2 protein-coding genes are annotated in these 19,923 nt (G+C 63.7%); both read right to left on the reverse strand.

Features of this window, described 5'->3' with window-relative positions; all coding sequences use genetic code 11:
- Window positions 1-5 precede the first annotated feature (5 nt).
- Window positions 6-18,659, reverse strand: coding sequence for a leukotoxin LktA family filamentous adhesin (locus ABIE49_RS00640; RefSeq protein ID WP_192735974.1), 18,654 nt, complete (start codon window positions 18,657-18,659; stop codon window positions 6-8).
- Window positions 18,660-18,734: 75 nt separating this feature from the next.
- The gene (locus ABIE49_RS00645; protein WP_192735975.1) at window positions 18,735-19,454 is read right to left on the reverse strand and encodes a hypothetical protein; all 720 of its coding nucleotides are present in this window, start codon (window positions 19,452-19,454) and stop codon (window positions 18,735-18,737) included.
- Between the last annotated feature and the right edge of the window lie 469 nt (window positions 19,455-19,923).

Raw genomic sequence — 19,923 nt, forward strand, 5'->3', positions numbered from 1 at the left:
TCGCCTTAGAACTGAACTACCGGATTGCCATTCTCCCTGGCATCCGCGAACCGATTGGCATTCCCTTTTGCGCGTCCATCAAGCCCGGTGCTGTTCCAGCCCGGACGGTTATTCTTGCGGCCTTCACGCTGGAGCTGCCGAAGCTTCCTGGCTTCCGTAAGCCCCTCAATATTCACAGCCGGTCCCGATCCGATCACCTCAACCGGCTTCGGGGTGAGCAGCGCCTCCAGTCTCGCGTTTCCGGCAAGGCCAAGCAGGTAGAACGTTTCGGCGCCGCTCTTTTGCGCCAACGAGGTGTTGAGCGTTTCCGTACCCTCGGCGTCGTTCGCGATGTTGCGGATCGCCATCGAGCCGGTGAAGCTGCTGCAGCAGGCGTGCGAACCCACGTAGTTGGTCACGGTCGCCGAGATGTCGCCATTGTAGAGGACGACGTAGCTGTCGGTGACGTTGGCGTTGCCGTTGTGGCTCATCGTGAACACGCCGCCCGGCTGGTAGAGCTGCAGCGTCGCCCAGTTCGACGGCGCCGGCGAACGGTTATCCAGCAGGATCCGTTGGGTCAGCGTCGTCAGCATCAGCTGGCCCGGCACGAAGCCGTTGACGATCGTGACGTTCGGCGCATCGGTGACGAAGTTCGCGTCAACGACCCTGAACTGGTTCACGATGATCGTGTCCGGATCGATGTTGAGATTGGCCGAGGTCGCGACACCGCCCTTGTAGCCGGTGACGTTCATGATCAGCGGGATCGACGGCGTCGATGGAATTTGCCCGCCGACGACGTTGATGGTGTTGGCGGCGAGATCCAGTCGCTTGACGACGCCAACCCACTTGATGGTGAGGTCGCCGGGCGCGGACAGCGCGACCGTATTGCCCCGGATCTGATCGAGGCTGATCGAACCGGCCGTATCGAAATGAGTGTCGCCATTGGCATAAACCGATCCGCCCAGGATTGAGCCGAAGTCGGAGCGCAGATTGACGTCACCCGCGTCGCCGGGGATGCCATTGGCGGTCAGCTGCTTGAAGACGATGTCGCCATGTGCCTGCAAGGTCTGGGTGCCGCCGCTGATCGCCGTCCCAAGGTTGATCCCGCCCGTCGTCGCCGTAATACCGAGTGCGCCGGCCACTTTGAGGTTGGCCCAGTCGATCAGCGTTCCCTGCAGCAACGCGCCGCCGGTGACGGTGGTGAGGTTGACGCCGGTATTGGTGGTCGCCGCGATCAAGCTGGCCGAACCATGGGCATTGATCGAGCCGCCGGCGAGTTTGCCGGTATCGGCGTTGATGTTGACGTTACCTGCGTCACCCGTGATGCCGCTGGTCGTGAGCTGGTTGAACGTCACGTCCTGCCTGGCGTGCAGGGTTTGCGTGCCGCCGCTCTGCGCTGAAACGAGCGCGATGCTGCTGCCGGTCGAATTGACTCCCAGCGTCGTACCTGCTGTCAGCGCGGTCCAGTCGATCAGGCAGGCGGCCTGGAGCGAAGCCGAACCGGTCGTGGCTGCCAGCGTTGTGCCGGTGATGGTCGTGGCTGCGGTCAGCGAAGCCGAGCCATTGGCTGCGACCGAACCCGGCGTCGTGACACCGCCGGCAACGACGGTCTCGGCCAGGATGAAACCGTTGATGGCGTTGATGTTGATGTTTCCGACGTCGCCGGTGATGCCATTGGCGGCCAGCTGGTTGAACCTGACGTTCTGGTTGGCATGGAGGTTCTGGCTGCCACCGCTCTGCGCGGTCCTGAGCGTGACGCTGCTGCCGGTCGAATTGATCCCCAGCGTCGTCCCTGCAGTCAGTGCGGTCCAGTCGATCAGCCCGGCAGCCAGGAGCGAAGCCGAACCGGTGGTGGCGGCCAGCGTCGTGCCAGTAATGGTCGTCGCTGCGGTCAGGGAAGCCGAGCCATTGGCGGCGACCGAGCCCGGTGTCGTGACACCGCCGGCAACGACGGTCTCTGCCAGGATGAAGCCGTTGGCGGCGGTGACGTTGATGTTTCCGACGTCGCCGGTGATGCCATTGGCGGCCAGCTGGTTGAAGGTGATGTTCTGGCTGGCATGCAGGGTCTGGCTGCCGCCGCTCTGCGCGGTCTTGAGCGCGATGCTGCTGCCGGTCGAGTTCATCGCCAGCGTCGTGCCAGCCGTCAAGGCGGTCCAGTCGATCAGGCCGGCGGCCTGCAGCGAGGCCGAGCCTGTCCTCGCTGCCAGCGTCGTGCCGGTGATGGTTGTCGCGGCCGTCAGCGACGCCGAGCCATTGGCTGCGACCGAACCCGGCGTCGTGACGCCGCCGGCAACCACGGTCTCTGCCAGGATGAAGCCGTTGTCGGCATTGACGTTGATGTTTCCGACGTCGCCGCTGATGCCATTGGCGGCGAGCTGGTTGAACGTGATGTTCTGGTTGGCGTGCAGCGTCTGGCTGCCGCCGCTCTGCGCGGTCTTGAGCGTGATGCTGCCAGCCGTTGACGTCATGCCCAGCGTGGTGCCCGCGGTCAGCGCGGTCCAGTCGATCAGGCCGCCGGCCAGGAGCGAAGCCGAACCGGTCGTGGCGGCCAGCGTCGTGCCAGTGATGGTCGTGGCTGCGGTCAGCGAGGCCGAGCCATTGGCTGCAACCGAACCAAGTGTCGTCACGCCGCCGTTAACGACCGTCTGCGCCAGGACGAAACCGTGATCGGCGTTGACGGTGATATCGCCGGGATCGCCGCCGACACCCGTCGCCGTGAGCTGGTTGAAGGTCACATTGCGGTCGGCATGGAGCGTCTGGCTGCCGCTGCTGGCGGCCGACCCGACGACGATGCTGCTACCGCTGGTGGTCGCCCGTGCGGTAAAGGTGCCATTGGCACCGGTGGCCGTGCCGGCCAGAACGCTATTAAGCGTCAGGCTGCCGCTGCCCTGCACGCCCACGCTGCCCTCGACCGCCGACAGCAGGCTCGCCTCGAGGTCAGCCAGCGCGCCGATATAGATGCCGCCATCGGTCGCCGTGGCGGCCAGGTATGGCGCGTTCAAGGTGATCCGCTGCGTCGATGTCCCGATGCTGTTGGCGTTGAGCGCGACCCGTGCATTGGCGCCCGAGGCTAGCAGGTTGGTCTGGCCGTCGGCGTTGCCCAGGATCGCGCCTGCGCTGACGCCGCCGGCCGAAACCACGATGGACGCCGCATTGCCGGCCGCCGCATAAGACGCCGACGAGTTGAGCTGGCCGAGCGTGGCATCCCCGGTGGTCGCCACGGTGATCACGCCCGCGGCGTTGATGGCGGTGTAGGCGCCCATGGTGAGCGAGGCCGAAGCCAGCGTCACCGCACCGTTGGTGCTCTGGGCGACGATCGGATCGGTGCTGGTGCCGGCCGTGAACGTCACCGCGCCATTGGCGAGCAGTTGCATCAACCCGTCGCTGGTGATGTCGGCATTGATATTGAGCGCGCCAACCGGCGTCCTCAGCGTCATCGCGCCGCCGGCGGAAAGCCCGCCGTAGGTTCCGCTCGTACCGATATTCAGGTTGTCCGACGGGGCCAGGATCGTCATGGCGCCGGCCGAAGTGCCGGTGATCGCACCCGATATCTTGACCTGGAGCGGCTGGGCCGTGGTGCCGTTGAAGCCGACATTGCCACCGGCGCGCACGTCCAGCGACGCGCCCGCAATATGGACTGCGGTACGGTCGGTAAACTGCGGCTGGGCGTAAATGCTGCCGGTCGCCGCGAACTGGATCGCACCTGCGGCGGTGACGTTGCCGAGGACGAGATCGCCGGTGGTCTGTTTCAGATAGATGCCGCCCTGCGCCGCCACGACCTGGTCGAGCTGGTTGGTTAACGGGTTGGCGAAAGCGATCTGAAGGGCGTTCGGATTGTTCGCCGGGTTGGTTCCGGCCGCAGGCGCCTGACCGATGTTGCCGGTTTCCGAGATCAGGGTGAGATCCCTGATGTTGCCGGAGATTACCGGCTGATTGGCAATGCCCGCGAAAATGTTGCCGACGGCATCGAGCTTGACGTCGCCGGCACCCACGATCTGCACGCCGTTGGTCCGTGCCGCCGTGATCGGACCGAACGTTGCGTTGGCAATGCCACCCAGCTTCAAGTCGGACTTGCTGGCCAGATAGATATCGCTTTGCACCTTGGCGGCAACGGCGTCGATCGGATTCAGAACGACGTAGCTCTGCTGCGAGACGCTCACATTATACGTGATGACACCGGTCACCGGGTCGGTCGTCGGCGTCACCGTCAATTGCGACGGACCGGCCGAGGCCAGCAGGGCCTTCTGCACGTCCGACAACGTCGAGGAACCTGTGCTGCTGGTAAAGGAGAAGTTCTCAGGTCTAGCCAGGTTGCCGACTGAGCCGTTTGGCGCATACAGCATGACCTGCCGGCCGCTCACGTTCGCGGGCGTGAGTTCGCCGATCGGCGCCGGCGCCACTGCGGTGGCCGGATTGGCCGCGGCGCTCACGGTGTATTTGAGCTGGTCTTGCGTCCACTGCGAACCCGACGTGATCGTTGCGTAAAGCGTCGAACTGGTCGACAGCGAATAGCTGAAATTCGGGTTGTAGGCCGTGAGCGACACGGTCAGATCCGGCGCTGCCTGCAGGCTTGCATTCGAGGCAAGGTTGGCACCGAACAGCGTCGTGAGCGAATTCGAGAGCTGGGCCGCGGACTTGATGCCGAGCAGATACTCGGCCCTCTCGAAGCGCGTCGTCGCCTCGGTCATCATCTGGGTGGTCGTGACATCAGCGGGATCGATGCCGAGCTTGGCCGCGACCTGGGCCTTGAGCACGGTGGTGCCGAGCGTCGTGAGCGCGTAGGTATTGCCGTCGGCGAAGGCCAGATTACGCAGCTGCCAATAGTCGTTGTAGGCCGCCTTGATCATCGACTCGTAGGCGGTGACGGAGGCCGCAGCAGAGCCGCTCACCAGGTTCAGATCCGTCCAGACACTCTGCAGGTGCGCGCTCTGCTCGGCGGTCAATCCGCCGGCCGACAGGCCGTTGAGGATGTTGGCGGTGTGACCGTCGGATGCGGCGGCCGCCAGGAAGACCGCGCCTCCAGATGAAACCTTGCCGAGCCTGAGATCGCCGCTCGATTGCACGATGTAGGTACCGGTCGAGGAAGCGCTGTCGAGAACCCCGCCATCGACACTGCCGTTGACCAGGGTCGTTCCGGTGGCCTGGACCACCAGCGGATTGACGTTGGTCAGGACGGTTGCCCCGTTGCTGACGCTTGAAATCGCGCCGATCGCGCCGCCCGTCGAATTGATCTCGATCGACTTGCCGACCACGACGGGGTTGGCGAAATTGTAGGGTGAACCCGAATTGATGTCGCCGGTCGCCGACAGGAATATGTTTCCTTGCGGCGCGCTGCCCGGGGTCGCCGAATTGACCTTCACCTGACCGATTACCAGCGATCCCTGCGCGGCAATGGCGATGTCACGGTCGATCGATGTTGCGTTCAGCCTGCCGCCATAGACCTGAACCGGTACCGGCGTCTTCGTCCCCGCGAGCGAGCCGATGCCGCCAGGCGCGGTCAGCGTCACGCTGGTGCCGGAAATCAACGGATTGTTGGCAGTTGCGCCGACCGTAATGGAGGAATTGGCGCCCGTCGTGGTGACGGTCGTTGCACCCTGCAGATTGTTGATCGGTCCATTGATCACGATGCTGGCGTCGGACGTCACCGCCACCGAGCTGGAACCGCCGCCATTGAAGTGGATGCCGATGTCGTAGGACGCCTTGACGGTGTTCGTCAGCGTCAAGGTCAGGTTGTGGTAGATCTGCTGGTACCAATTGTACTGTTTGAGGCTGCCGCAGCATGCACCGCTGCCGGTGTTGAAGTTGTTTGAGTGGTACTCGCCGGTCGCCGTGACGACTTCCTGGAAGTTGGCGGTCTGCAACTGTCCGGTCGCAACGCCATTGACGACCTGCTGCACGTTCGAGACGAGGCTCGAGGTCTGTGTGTAGGGATAGGTCGGCGAGTTGGCCGAGACGCCGCTGAAGGTCCAGCCATAGTCGGCGGCAGTGCTGGTGACAGGACGCGTCAGCGTCGCCGTGTCGACCCATTGATAATATTGGTTGGCCAGCGGCTGGTACACCACGCCCGAGGTTCCGCTGAGGCCAACCAGCATCCCCGAATTGTAACCGCTCGCATTGACGCCCGCGGTCCGGTAGGTGCTGACCTGCTGTCCGCCCGGGGCCGCAGCATTGTAGACGTACCAGGTCGTCTGCTGCTTGAGCTGATCGACGATCTGGATCACGCTCGCGGCGCTGACGCCGGTGTTGATCGTGTTGGTGACAAGCGTCGTTCCGGTCGTGTTGTTGACGGTGATCGTGCCGGCGCCGCCATTGACGATGATGTTGCCCTGCGGCGTGCCGCTCGTGGACGTGCTGATGATCCGGCCGTTCAGGTAGACATAGCCGCCGGTGCCCTGCACCACGCTGTTCAGCACGATCTGGTCAGTCAGCACATTGTAACGCGCGCCGACCGGCACGTCGCCGCCGTTCACTATGTTCAGGTATGGGGTCAGATCGAGATAACTGCCGTGCTCCGCATTGCTCCGGGCCTGGGCGAGCGACAGGCCTGCCAGCGTGTCGGCGCGCAGGCTGTCAATGACGTTCCTGGCGTTGCTGCCGAGACTGACCGAGTAATTGCTGCTCTGTCCGCTCTGGATGGTTCCGTTGACGTTGAGCACCGACGCCGACAGGATGATGGCTTTGCCGATAGCAAACGCGTTGGGCGCCGCCGCCGTCAGGGTCGTCGCAGCGGTTATTGGCGTCACCGCCGCGGACTGGATGTTGATGACCTGGAAGAAGGCTGCGCAGCCCGAACAATGGAACGGGCTTCCGTTGTCACCATACACGGTCTGACCGTCATAGGTGCTCTTCTCCCAAGGCCTGGTCGAGACGATGGCCGGGTTGGCTCCCTCGATTTGAGCGAGGTTTCCAGGAATGCCCTCGCCTGCCGGCAGGAAGATCGCCGAGTAAAGCGAAACGCCGTCATAGAACAGGTTGAGCATGCGCGCGGTGAACACCACGCTGTTCGGAACAGCAGCCGCGCTGCCGCTGCCGCCGTTGCAGCAATAATGCGTATACGGTTTGTAGGTGCCGTTGCCGGCAATATAGACCTCGCCTGGAACGTATTGGCCGTACGTTCCGAGCCACGTCGCCGCCGTCATGACGGCGGTCAGCGTATCAGTGGGCCTGAACTGGACACCAGCCCACTGCGACGACACGATGCCGTTGGTGTTGTAGATGCTGCCGACTCCGCCATTGAACGTGAAGGTGCCGTTCGGGACCACCACCTGGATCGTCGCCGCGTTGTAGGTCTTCGACGCGACCACGTTGCCGAGCGCGTTGGAGATGTTGAGCAGGCCGTTGAGGTTGGTGACCTCACCGTTGAAGTAGATGTCGGGGGTTTTGGTCAGCGGGATCCCGTTCAGATCGACGCCGAGGCCGGTGTTCGGGTCCTTGCGGTTATAGCTGGCGTTTACCGTGACGACGGGCGTCGAGCCAGTCAGATCCTGCTGGAATGTGATGCCGGGCGACGTAGTGTCGGTCGCCGCACCCGTAAAGACATTGTGGCCACCGCTGACGCCGGTCACCGTCATCCTCGACACCGACATGAAGTTCAGGCCCTGGTTCTCGATGTTGATCGAGACGGAGTCGCGGGACGAGACCCGCGGGGCGGCCTTGCCGGCCACCTGCGTGCCGCTCACCGTATCGGCCAGGATCGAGACGTTGCCGCCCGAGACCATGATATCGCCAAGTGCGATCGACGCGCCGGCGACGTTGGCGGCGAACGGCGCCTGCTGGATCAGCGTGTTGACCTGGCGCTGGATATCGCCGGTCGGATCATTGGCCGTGGCGATGGTGATGGTGGGATTGGCACCCGACAGCACCGTCTGCACGTCCGCCGTCGACAACCCGCTCAACGTAGCGATCTGCGAGACGATCGTCTGATAGGGATTGAACCCGTTGACGACCGCGTACTGGATGGTCTGGTGATTGTACTTCTTGACCGTGCTGAAATTATTGGGATCGGAGACCAGTTCGAGGGTCAGCGCGTACGGGCTGGTCGTCGTTAGCGTTGGCGCGTTGGCGCCGACCGCAATGAGGATCGATTGCTGATTGTAGATGCCGGCCACCACGACGCCGTTCTGCGAGATGTTGCCGCGGCCCTGGGTAGCATCGCTGTGGTTGTCGTGGTTCTCGGTGCTGAACAGCGTCAGATATGGATTGTAATTGGTGCCCCTGCCGTTCGCCGATACGGCGCCTTTGGTCGCTGCAAGCGAGACGTTGTTCACGCCAAGCACCTGCGCGCCGACGGCGATATTCAAGTCGGTATAGCTCCGCGCCGTCGCCGTGCCGCTGTACACGGCAGTAATCGGGACCAGGGCTTGGTTGTAGACCACGGTGGTCGCGTTGGCGCTCACCTGGCTGTACTTGCTGCCATCGCCTGCCTGGCCGGCGGTGAGATTGAGCAGGCCCCAGGCCAGCAGCGTCGTATCGCCGCTGACGTTGATGGCCTGGTTCGCGGTCAGCGAGGTATTCGTGCTGGCGCCGGCGCCGGTGATCGCGCCGTAGAGGTTCGCGTTGGCGTAGTTGTACGCGATCAGCGAGGACGCGGTGCCGATGAAGAGATTGCCGGCACTGAAAATCTCGGTCGCGTCAATATTGACCGTGGCGTAGGCGTTGGCCGTCATGTTGGACCGGGCACCGCCGCCGGCAAACAGGCCGCCCGCGGTCAGGCTTACACTGTCGACGGTGCGCAGCGAGTTGTAGGCTTCGATGTTGACCTTGGCGGTTGACGTCAGAGGATCGTCGTTCAGGCTGAGGATCGTGCCGCTGCCGATATTCGTGGTCGCCCTCTGGGTGACGTGGGCGTCACTCACCGTCGCGGCGCCCGCGGCCACGCCGCCCGACCCTGCCCGCGCCCCGCCACCGACCTGATTGACGATGTCGTTGGAGATCACGAGCATGTCGCCGCCGGCGGAATGGATGATCAGGTTGGTTCCGACGCCGGCCGTCGTGGTCGAGGTGATGTTGCTTGTCGAATTGCCGCCGCTGGCGCCGGCAAAGGACGCCTGGAAGGCGTCGCCACTACCGGCATAATTGGTCTGGTGCTGGGCCTGGATGTTCAACCCACCGAGGTAAAGCGTGTTGGACGTCGCGTTGCCGTAAAGGTTCGCGCTCGTCGTCGCGGTGTTGTTGATCAACGCGACCGCCGCGGCGCCCGCGATGGTGCCGCCCGAGCCAGCCGTCGCGCTGGACGCAAGGCTGTCGGTGCCGACCGCGGTGATCTGCAGGATCCCGATATGGTTCGCGGTGGTGATCGCCCCCGCCCCGAGATAGGCGTCCGTGGTGGCGTTGGATGTGACCTTGCTGATGGTCGCGCCCGCCGCGACATAGCCGGCCGCGATACCCGTCGCCGTCGCGTACTGGTTACTGTCGTTCTGGGCGGCGATGATGAAGTCGCCGTCCGGCAGGGTAATCCCCGTCCAGCCATAGGCACTGACCGTCGAGTTTTCCCTAGTTTCGGCGTAGCTGCCCTGGACGCCGATCAGTGATCCGCCGCCGCCCGCGATCGCACGGGCATAGATGCCGTTGCCGCTGCTCGGCGTCAGCGCCATGGCGGTGACGGAAACGTCGCCTCCGGTGAATGTGGTGCTGTTGCCGACGCGGGAGGTGACGTTGAGCGCCGAAGTCGCCAGCGCCACGGAGACACCGATCGCGCCGCCGCCGACGGCGACACCCAGCGAAGTCGCCGAGACGTCGGGCGTCGCCGAAGCCGACACCAGGGTGCCGAGGCCAGTCGAGGAGGTGGTGATCGCGGCACTGCTGCCGATCTCCGCCAGCACCGTGGAGTCTTCCTTCGCGGTCGCAGCCGCGCCCGTGCCGGAGACGATACCGCCGGCGACCGCCGTCGCCGACGCCGACAATTCGCCGGCTTGGGTCGCAGTGACGGCAACCGTCGAACTGTTGACGCTGGCGTTATCCAGGATCTTGGCGGCGACCGAACTGGATTTTGCGGCGGTAGCGATCGTAACGCCGACGGCCGCGATGCCGCCGCTGCCGCCCCCGGCCGTTGCGGCCTGGGTCGAGGTGTCGCGCGCGCTAACCTGAACGCCGTTGCCGCCCGTTCCCGTCACCGTGCCGCCGAGCTGCGCCGTCACGGTATTGCTGACATTGCCGACCGCCACGGCGGCCTGAGCGCCGAAATACAGCGACAGGCCGCCGGCGATGGCTTCGGTGTCTACGGTCTTGCCCGCATAAGGCCCGGTCGTGGCATCCTTCACGACAGCCGCGACGCTGACGGTGGGTGCCGAGACGATGGCGCTCAGATTGGCGAGAACGCTGCTGTTGACGCTGGTCCAGCCGATGCCGGCGCCGATGCCGACATTTTTGCCGAAACCAGCGCCGAGCAGGAATTGTTGCGCGGCATTGGCGCTGGTGGCGTTGACGTTGACCTGGGTGCCGCTGACGTTGCCGCCCGCGATCTGCGCCGTGACGCTGTCATTCCCGCCGGTCAGCACGGTGCTGACGTCATAGGTCGAGGTGGCGTTGGCGCCGCTCGGATTGCCAGCCGTAACGCTCGCGACCGCGCCGCTGCCCTGGCTGGAACTGGTTCCGGCATTGGCGGCGGCGATGGTGCCGCCGAATTGTCCGGTCTGGTCACCCTGCGTGTCGGCATCCGCCGTGTTGGTGCCGATCAGGATGACACCAATCGCTGCCCCAATACCCACCGAGCTGCCGGCGCCCACGGTCACGGCGTAGGACTGCACTTCCTTGATGCTCTGGGCGTTGACGTTGATCGCCCCGGACGAGTTCAAATTGCTGTTGCGGGTCTCCGCGGTGGTCTGGCTCTTGAACACCAGCACATTGGCGGCGGCGCCGACGCCTACCCCGCCGGTCGCAACCGACAGCGCGCCCGCGATCTCGCGGATGTAGACTTCCTCGTTTGCATTGACGGTGACCGCGCCCGCAGCGGTGCCGGTCGGCGACGTCAGCGTGGTGTCGTAGATGCCGGCAATCGTGACGTTGTTGGCGATCTCGATGTTGGCCATTCCCGCCACGGCCCCACCGCCGGTCGAGATCGCGCCGCCGACCGAAAACGCCTGGAAATCGTTGATCGTTCTTGCGTCGACCTCGAGCGCGCCGGTCAATTGCAGCGCCGTCGTATGCGCCGCACCGTTGCCCCGGTAGTGGAATTCATCGCCGACGTAAGCCAGGGTCTTGTTCGAACTGACCTGGACCAGGAAGGCAGCGCCGATCGCCACATTGCTGCCGTAGGCGCCGGAGCCGTTGGCGGAAGCTATGCCCGTGCTGTTTTTGGCCTTGACCGACAGTGACGAGGCGGTCAGGGAGCCGCCATCGACATAGGCTTGCGTGCTGGCATTGAAGACGTTGAGCCCGACCGAACCGCTGTTGAAGCCGACCGCGACGGACGACGCGTGCTGCTCGGCATTGGCCTTGACCGTGACCGCACCGACCGTCGGCGAGATCACGCCGCCCACGTTGACGGTGCCGCCGACCTCGGCGTTGGTGATATAGGCGAACGTTTCGCGCGACATCGTCGTGCTGATGATGGTCGCGCCGCCGCCCGCGGTGCCGGTCGGCGCCACGATGCCGAGCCCGAACGTGCCGGAGTAAGACATGCTGCTGGCGGCGACGTTGATCTGCGGCAACGAAGTGGAGCTGGTCAGTCGGGTGTCGATGCTGGCGCTGTCGATATAGGCTTTGGTCGAGCCCGACATCACGTTGACGATCGGATTGACCATGATCGAAACGCCGGAGCTCGCGGCAAGGCTGGCCACGTTGGCGACGACCGCCTGATGCGAGCTGGCGTTGACCGAAAGGCCTCTCACATTTTCACGCATCTCGGTCAGGTCGGGCGTGTCGTCGGTCGGCGCGCTGAACGCACCAAGATCGAGCGCGTGCGCGAGTGTGCCGCTGTTGACGGAGAAGGGATTCGACGTCGACCCAGTGTTGCCGCGCGCGTCGACCTTGGTGGCCGAGCCGCTGATATAGGCTGACGTGTTGCCTGTGATCTTGTTGGTGACAAGCGACCCCGCGCCGCCGGCAGCCCCCTTGGAGATCGCAAAGGCGCCAGCAAAGACCGCGGCGTTGTCGGTGTTGTTCGCTTGCACGGCGATGTTGCCGTCGGCGATGACGTCGGCGCCGCCGGTGATGCTGGCGGTAACATTCGTGCCCATCAGATTGGTGGCAACCGATCCGGCAAGACCGACTTGCGACGAGATGGCGACACCCACCGCAACCGTCGAAATCGTAGCGTCCGACTTGGTCGAAACGCCGACATTTCCGCTCGAAACCAACACCTTGGAGCCGCTTATCCCGGCGCTCAAATTGTTGGAGATGTCGCTATAGACGAGCGCAAGGCCCGCGGCGCTTCCCTGCGTCGATCCGCCGGCCACCGCCGCAGTTCCGGTGATTTTCGAGGTGTCGTTCGCGGTAACAAAGAGACCTTTCTCGGCCGTAACCGTCGAATTCGTGGTGTTCGACTGCGCGTTGCCGACCGAGGCCGTCACGGTATTCTGAATCGAGTTGATCGACAGTCCGCCGACGCCCGAGAACTGGCCGGTGGAAAGGCCGAAGCCGATCGCAACGGACTGGATCTCCGAGGAGTCGCTCGCGGTCACCGAGACGGTGCCGCTGGTCGAGGTCAGCAGGACACCTGCGATGTAGGCCGAATGCGTCGTCGCGATGTGGTCATACACCATCGATGCGCCGACATTGTTCTTGCCTGCCTGGATGATGCCGGCGACCGCAATGATAGCGGCACCCGGTGCCGTTGGACTGCCCGCCGTCCCGCCGTTCAGCGCCTGGTAGCTGAAATCGACGCAGTTTTGCTGGCCGCCGGTGGTTGAACAATTGTCGGACGCGAGCTGGTTGGCGTTCGAGGCCTTGACGAGATTGGACAGCGCGGTGTCGAGCGATGCAATGGCAACGCTATCGGCGGTCACAATGACGTTGCCGGTGACCGTGATGTTAACGGTGGCACTGCTGCGGATATAGGCCATCGTCGACGTCGTAATGTCGGTGACGACGATGGCGCCGGCAGCGCCATTGCCCCCGGCCCCGCCAGATGCCGCGCCTGCGGCGATCACGCTGGCATTGTCTCCAAGCACCGTAAGCGTGTCGTAATTGTTGATCGACGTCCCGCGAACATGCGCATCGACCGCCGTGCCACCGGTCGGATCGCCGATCGAGGCATAGGTAAATCCGGCACCGACCCCGCCCTGCCCGCCGGCCACATAAAGCGAGCCGCCGCCGATGGCGATGTTGCTGGTCTGGTAGGCGTCGACCTCGACCGCGCGCGACGTGCCGCTGGAGACGCCGTTGAGGATCGAATTCTGGATGTAGGCGTTGACGCTGTCGGTGATGATGCCGACCGACAGCGCGATCGCAACCGAATTGGCCCGCGATGCGGCGATACCGATGGCGACGACTGTTTCCGATCCGCCGTTCAGCGCCTGAACCGACACCGCCGCGTGATTGTTGATGGTCGTGTTGTCGATATAGGCCACCGTGGCGTTGTTCGACATGGCGACCGCAATGGCGCCCGCGACCGCAACACTTCCCGATGCCGCGGACCCTGCGAGGTTGGCCGCAGCGGAGCCCGAACCGTTGTTGAGGACCGTGTCGTTGAGCGCCTGGACCAGCGTGCTCGCCGCTGTGCTCGACGCCGTGAAGCGGTTGATTGTAACACCAGTGACCGATGCTTTCGTTCCCAGCGAGACGTCGCTGATCGACGAACTGCCCGCGATGTCGATGGAGAAGCCATCGCTCGAGGCGCCCGAGGACTGGCTGATCCTGGCCATCGCTATCCCGACACCATCGGCTCCGCCTGTCGCGGCGGCACCGACGGCTCCGGCCTTGTTGGCGAAGTCCGAGACCGACGGCTCGGAGATCGCCGCCGCGATCGAAGCCGCCGTCATGCGTCCCGAGGTCGTCGCGCTGACCGCCAGATGGTCCACAGCGATCGTGCCGTTGCCTCCACCGCTACCCGAGAACGGATCATTGGCGCTGAAGGGACCCGGCCTGATGTCGCTCTGATTTTCGCCGATATAGGCTGATGTATCGGTGCTCGCTCCGAGATAGGCGACGGCGATACCGACCGCGGAAGCGCCGCCGAGGGAGACCGCACCGGCGATCGACAGCATCGACAGATCCTGCGCCGCATGGACGTTGACCGTCGGAGAAGACACGTTGGCGCCGATGCCGATCGATGCGTGCGTCTTGTTGTTGACCAGCGCGATCGACGTGATCCCGTTCAGCGACAGAGCGCCCGCAGCCTTGCCCGATGTCGGCGCCACACCGAAGAACAGGTCGGTTGTGACCGCATCGATGGAAATGTTATCGGCGGAGCTTAGCGAAGCTCCGGAGGCAACGCCGGCGATGGTGTTGCTGGAGAACTGAACGAGGTTGAGTGCGCCACCCAGCGAGGAGCCACCGGAGGTATTGCCCGGGAGGAAGCCCAGCGTGCCGACATTGCCGGCGGCGTTGATGGAACTCGTGGTCGTGTTGGCCGCGATCGCCAGGGTCGCATTGAAGTCCTGCGTGCCGCTCCAGGTCGACGCCGACCAGGCGCCGTTGCCACAGGTCGCGATGCTGCAGGTAGCGTTCAGGCTCGCTCCGGTCGCGACCCACGCGGTCGTGTTGTTGTTGACCATGAAATTGTTCAGCGAGCCGGCAATGCCGACCGTGTCGCCGGCATCCGAGGTTGCATTGGCGTAGCTGGTCAGGATGTTGCCGCCGACGCCGAGATTGCCGTTGAGATGGCTGATCACCTCGCCCAGTCCGGCCCATTGCAGCCAGGTGTTGGTGATCGGCAAATAGGTGTTCGCAGCGACGCCGATGTTCGGCGCGTTGATCAGCGTACCGCCACCGATATAGGCGTTGGAATTATGGTTGAAGGTGCCCCATGCGACGGCCGCACTGATCGCGACGCCCTCGCCGGCCGACACATCGGACGTAATCGCGCTGGCGGTCGCATTGCTACGGACGCCGACGTCGATGACATTGCTGACGACAGCGACATTGCCATTGGTGTAGATACTGGGTGCGCCGCCGCTCGGGTTTTGCTTGATTGCGGCCGTCGCATTCTGCGTGCTGTTCGCAAGCGACATCGCCCCGGCAGCCTTGAAGTTGAAGCTCGCCGAGACCAGCGGGCCCATCATCGCAAAGATCATGCTTTGCGGCGACACGGTTGTAAGAATTGCTTCCTGCAGGGCGCCGACCAGGGCCGGTGTGCCGACGATGGTCGAGGCCATGGTCGAGTTGAGCTTGCCGTTGGATGTCGCCTCGACGACCACTGAACCGTTCAGCCGGTTGGCGCTGGTGCCGAGCGAGGCTCCCAACAATGCCGTAGCCGAGGTCGTGATATCGCTGATCGCCAGCGCTCCGCCTACGCCGCCGCTAGCGCTGGGCGTGCTCAATGCCACCGACGTCGCCGACGTCGAGAAGCTGTTGTTGTTGAGCGCACGGACGGCAAACGTATTGCCGCCGGCGTTGACCGTCCCGACACTGATGTTGGCGCCGGTGGCCACGTTGGCCAAGGTCGCGACGGAAACCTTGGAATAGGCGACCGTCTCCACAAACTGCGCCGAACCGGCCGAGACGGCGGACACCTTCATCGTCGCATCGTTGGTGGCAAGGATCGACAGGTTGCTACCGGCAGAAATCGTCGCGCCGGATGCCACGTTGGTTGAAACGTTCGCGTCGATCTTGCCGACCACCACCGCCGCGCTGAACGGCATGAAGTTCACGAGCCCCGCCAGGACCGGATCCTCCGCCAGCTCTGAGCCGTTCGCGCTGATCAAAACCCGGCCGGTGCCATTGATGTTGGCGTGGCTGTTGATGCTCACCGTTGCCGTCGCACTCGCCGCGACGTAGCCGCCATTGAGGCCGAGCAACGCCGGCGCAACGCTTTCGCCGACGAGCGCGAACATCCCCAGGATTGAGCTTGTGAAACTCGATACGGCGGTCGAGGTGGCGTTGATCGTAATATGGCCGCCCGTGATCTGACCGTCGATCGTAATTCCCGTCGTCGCAGTCGCCTGGCCTGACAACACGTTGCTGCTCGCGCTCGCGTTGAGCGAGACGTTGCCGCTGGTGAAGGTCGAGCCGCCGAAATTGACGGCTTGTGCAAGGATCTTCGATCCCTGGGCCATCGTGATCGTCGGCGCGCTCAACGTGACGTCCCGCGAGTTGGCCTGCGAATTCTGCGAGGCGTTCAGGGAACGTGAATCAATGACGGCGGTCGCGTTCAGGGTGATCGAATTGTTCGCCGAAATCTCGAATGCGCTGGTACCGGAAAGCGCCAGCATCAACGAGGCGATCTGGGTGTTGTTGACAAACCCGGCGCTCCCGGCACTGGGGTCGGCCGAGCTGCCGATGATGACGTTGTCCTGGTCGAAGGCAAAGGCGGCGGCACCCGCGGTGATCTGGGCGCCCGACGTGACGTTCAGCGTACGAGCCTGCAGCGCGACCTTCATCGTGCTGCCGGCGTTGATCACGGCATCGGCGTTCAGATTCAGGGTGTTGGCCTGAGCCGACAGCAACAGGGTTCCGGAACCGTTCACCGCCGCGATATATCTGGCGACCATCAGGTTCGACAGTTGACCGGACTGGCCGTTGTTGGCGGCGACGTTGCCGCCTGTCAGCGAAGTGCCACCAACGGTAAGCGTGCTTTGAGCGAAGAAGAAACCGACAGTGCCCGCGCTGATGCTCGCGCCGGTGTTTACGCTGATCGATGGGCCGTTGAAATTGACGTACCGCGACGGATCGCCGGCAAGGACGGCCGTCGATCCCACACTTATCGAGGCCTGATCCGTACTGAAGCCGAGGAAGCCGCCCCTAACAGTACCGGATAGGTTAATACCTGAACCGGCGCCGAAGGCATTCATGATGACCCGGCCGGAAGTATAACTGGTAGCGTTGGCGCCCGTGGTATTCACCGCCTGCGCAAGGACCTGACCGCCGCTGTCGATGTTGATCGTCGGTGCGGTGAATACGATTTGGTCGACCGAGTTGGCGTTCGAAACGGCGCCAGCCATCCGGCGGCCGTCGACGACGCCGGTGGAATCGACGGTAATCTGTGACGCCGCGCTGAGCGAAAGCGTGGCGCCGCTCCCTACTGCGCCGGCGTAGCGCGCGATCGTGGCATTGGACACGAAGCCAGCCGCGCCGGTATTGCTGCTTGTGCTGCCGTTGCCAACGATCATATTGGCGGCGCTGGAGAGGACGACCCGCGACGCAGTAATCTGCAGTGCAGTGTTGGTCAAAACCTGAGCGCCGCCATTGCTGGCAGCATTGATGTTGACCTGGCCGCCAGAGGTAGTCGAAGTCAGAGCAACGGTATCGCCCCTGACATAGCTGCCCGCCAGCAGGTTCAGCGTCGGCGCATTCAGCGTCACATTGACCGCGGTACCGCCGTCGACGACGCCGTTTCCATTGATCGTGATCGAGTTGCTCGCCAGAAGCGTGAACGTGCCGGTGCCATTGAGCGCGGAGATCGCGGCGGCGACGGTGGCATTCGACATGTTGACACCGGCGACACCGGTGGCCGCGCCGACGACGATATCCGTCGGATCGAGGATGAGCTTGCCGGCATTGCCGTTAGGCGCGGCAACATTGACTTTGACGCCGTTGGCGATGTTGACGATGCCGTCGGCGCTGAAATCAACGACAGCCGCGTTACCCTTGGCGGAGCTGGCATTGATCCGGGCGCCGCTCTTCACGGTCAGGTCGCCGGTGGTCTTCAACGTGATGTTACCGGCGTCGCCCGACTTGGTGGCGGCGGTGCTCAGGCTGGCGTTCTTGCCGAGCTCGATATTGTTTCCGGCGGTGACCGTGATCGCGCTCGGCGTTGTGGTACGGCTGCGCGCCGTCAGCCGTCCAGAGATGGTTGCGTTGTTGACCGCGCCAATATGGATCGATCCGTTGCGGACGGTAATCGCGCTGGCGCTGCGCAGGCCCTTGGAATTGACCGATGCCGCGAATTTGGAAGCGTGCTCGTGGTTGACACGCTCGCGCTGGCTCCCTGCGCCCCCGACGAAAACGTTCTGGCCCGTAAGCCGGACGCCGTCCGCGGCGTTGATACGGCCGAGAATCCGGATATTGCCGTCCGGCGATATCGGGAATGAGCCGTTCATCAGGCTGATGACGGCGGCGTTATTGATCTGCCCGGAGGCGCCGATGATGCTGTCGGTGAATTCCTTCGACGGCGTGGAAACGTTCAGGCTGCCCACGTTGACGACGCCGGTCTTGCCGACCACGAAGCCATAGGGATCGGCGAAATAGACATTGCCGCCGATTTTGCCGTTTTGATAGGAGTTGAGCGTGCCGTTGACGTAAGCCGGCGCGTCCCTGACGATATTGATCAGGTTTTGGCTGCCGTTGGGCACCTGCAGATTGACGGTGTTCCCCTGCCCGACGCCGAACTGCGAGAACGAGTTGAACGCGTTGGCGCCGGATACGGTGGTCGTGGTGATGTTGGTGACATTGCCCGACGTCTGCAGGCTCGTTCCGGTGCGACCGTCGGGAATGATCACGTTGGCCGTCTGCGCCTGAAGACCCGTGCCGAGCAACGGCAGGATCGTCATTTGCGCAATGCAGATCAACGAGACGAAACGCAGGCGGGAGAACCTGCGTAACGTCAGACCACCCTCGCTTCTGGCCGAGAGCGGCATACGCATGTCAGCTCACCTTCGCTGGTGACAAGAGCGCGCGACCGGCGGCCATGCGTCGGGTTGATCCGGAGCGGAACGACATCAGAACTGACCGGGCGGGAGCTTGAAAACGTCGGGGCTCTTGGTGTCGGCCACATAGAACAGCAGCAGCCCGGTCGGGGTCAGGATCCGCTGGTTGTTCTCCTTGGTCTCGAACGTTCCCTGCAGCAGCAGGATCACCGATCGATCCTTGGCATCGCTGCCGCGAAACATCAGGACGCCGCCGGCGACGGGCGTGTTGACGGCGATGGTATCGGGCTTGAAGCCTTCGCCCAGGAAGTGGGCGCGGAGAATATTGGCATTCGAGAACAGCTTCTCCGGCGTCATCGCCGGATCCGTCCCTTTCGACCAGACCGTGCCGACCTGAATGAGCGTCTTCGACTTGTAGCCGAACACGTAGGAAACTTCGGCGATTCCGCCGCTCGGCAGCAGGTCCGGAACGGCCAGCAATACGCTGCGGGTCAGTTCGGCCGGATTGTCCTGCGACTTGATCGCTTCCGGCTTGACGCCGAAATCCTTGGTGATCGCCGCGCGGACATCCGCCTCGTTCATGCCGAATTTCGAAGAACGGAATCCATCGATCGCTTTGGCGGATTTTTCATCGGTCGCCGCCGCTGCCGCCGGCACCGTTGCCTCGGCCTGGGCTGCGGGCCTTGGCGCCGGCACTGCCTTCTGCTGCCTGGGCACGCCCTGCCCGTACGCCGGGCCGGCAACGACAGATGCGATACCGCAAAATGCCAGAAACATCGAAAACTTGCGCATTCCAAAACCTTCCGAAACACCAGACATAAACTTTAGGCAACGCCGCAATTCGGTAACCGGAAATTAGCAATTGGCCTCGTTACCCCGTATTAATACCGCGTTCCCCACATCGAACATAGCGGCGATGGGAGAATGAGCACCGATAGCTAATATCGACGCGGATGCGTGGCAGGCCCGACACGAGTGCGCGCTGATGTGGCATGCTGCTCACTTCCGACAGCCGAGCCAAACGCCATCAGAGCATTTTGGATTGGTGATACAAATCAGCTGCTTATAGCGACAGCGCCGCAAGCCTCTGTCGATGCCTGGGAAGGTTCAGGCCGGTGGCATTCCGGCGGACCTGTCGATCGTTAATGTCGGTGCCGGCGAGAATTCGAACGGCGTCGGTTCTCATCCAGCGCACGATCAGATCGCCGCATCTCTCACGCGGCGCACACTCGCGTGGCATCGAAGAAACGGGATTCGCCAA

This window comes from Bradyrhizobium sp. OAE829 (assembly GCF_040546575.1).
GTDB lineage: Bacteria > Pseudomonadota > Alphaproteobacteria > Rhizobiales > Xanthobacteraceae > Bradyrhizobium.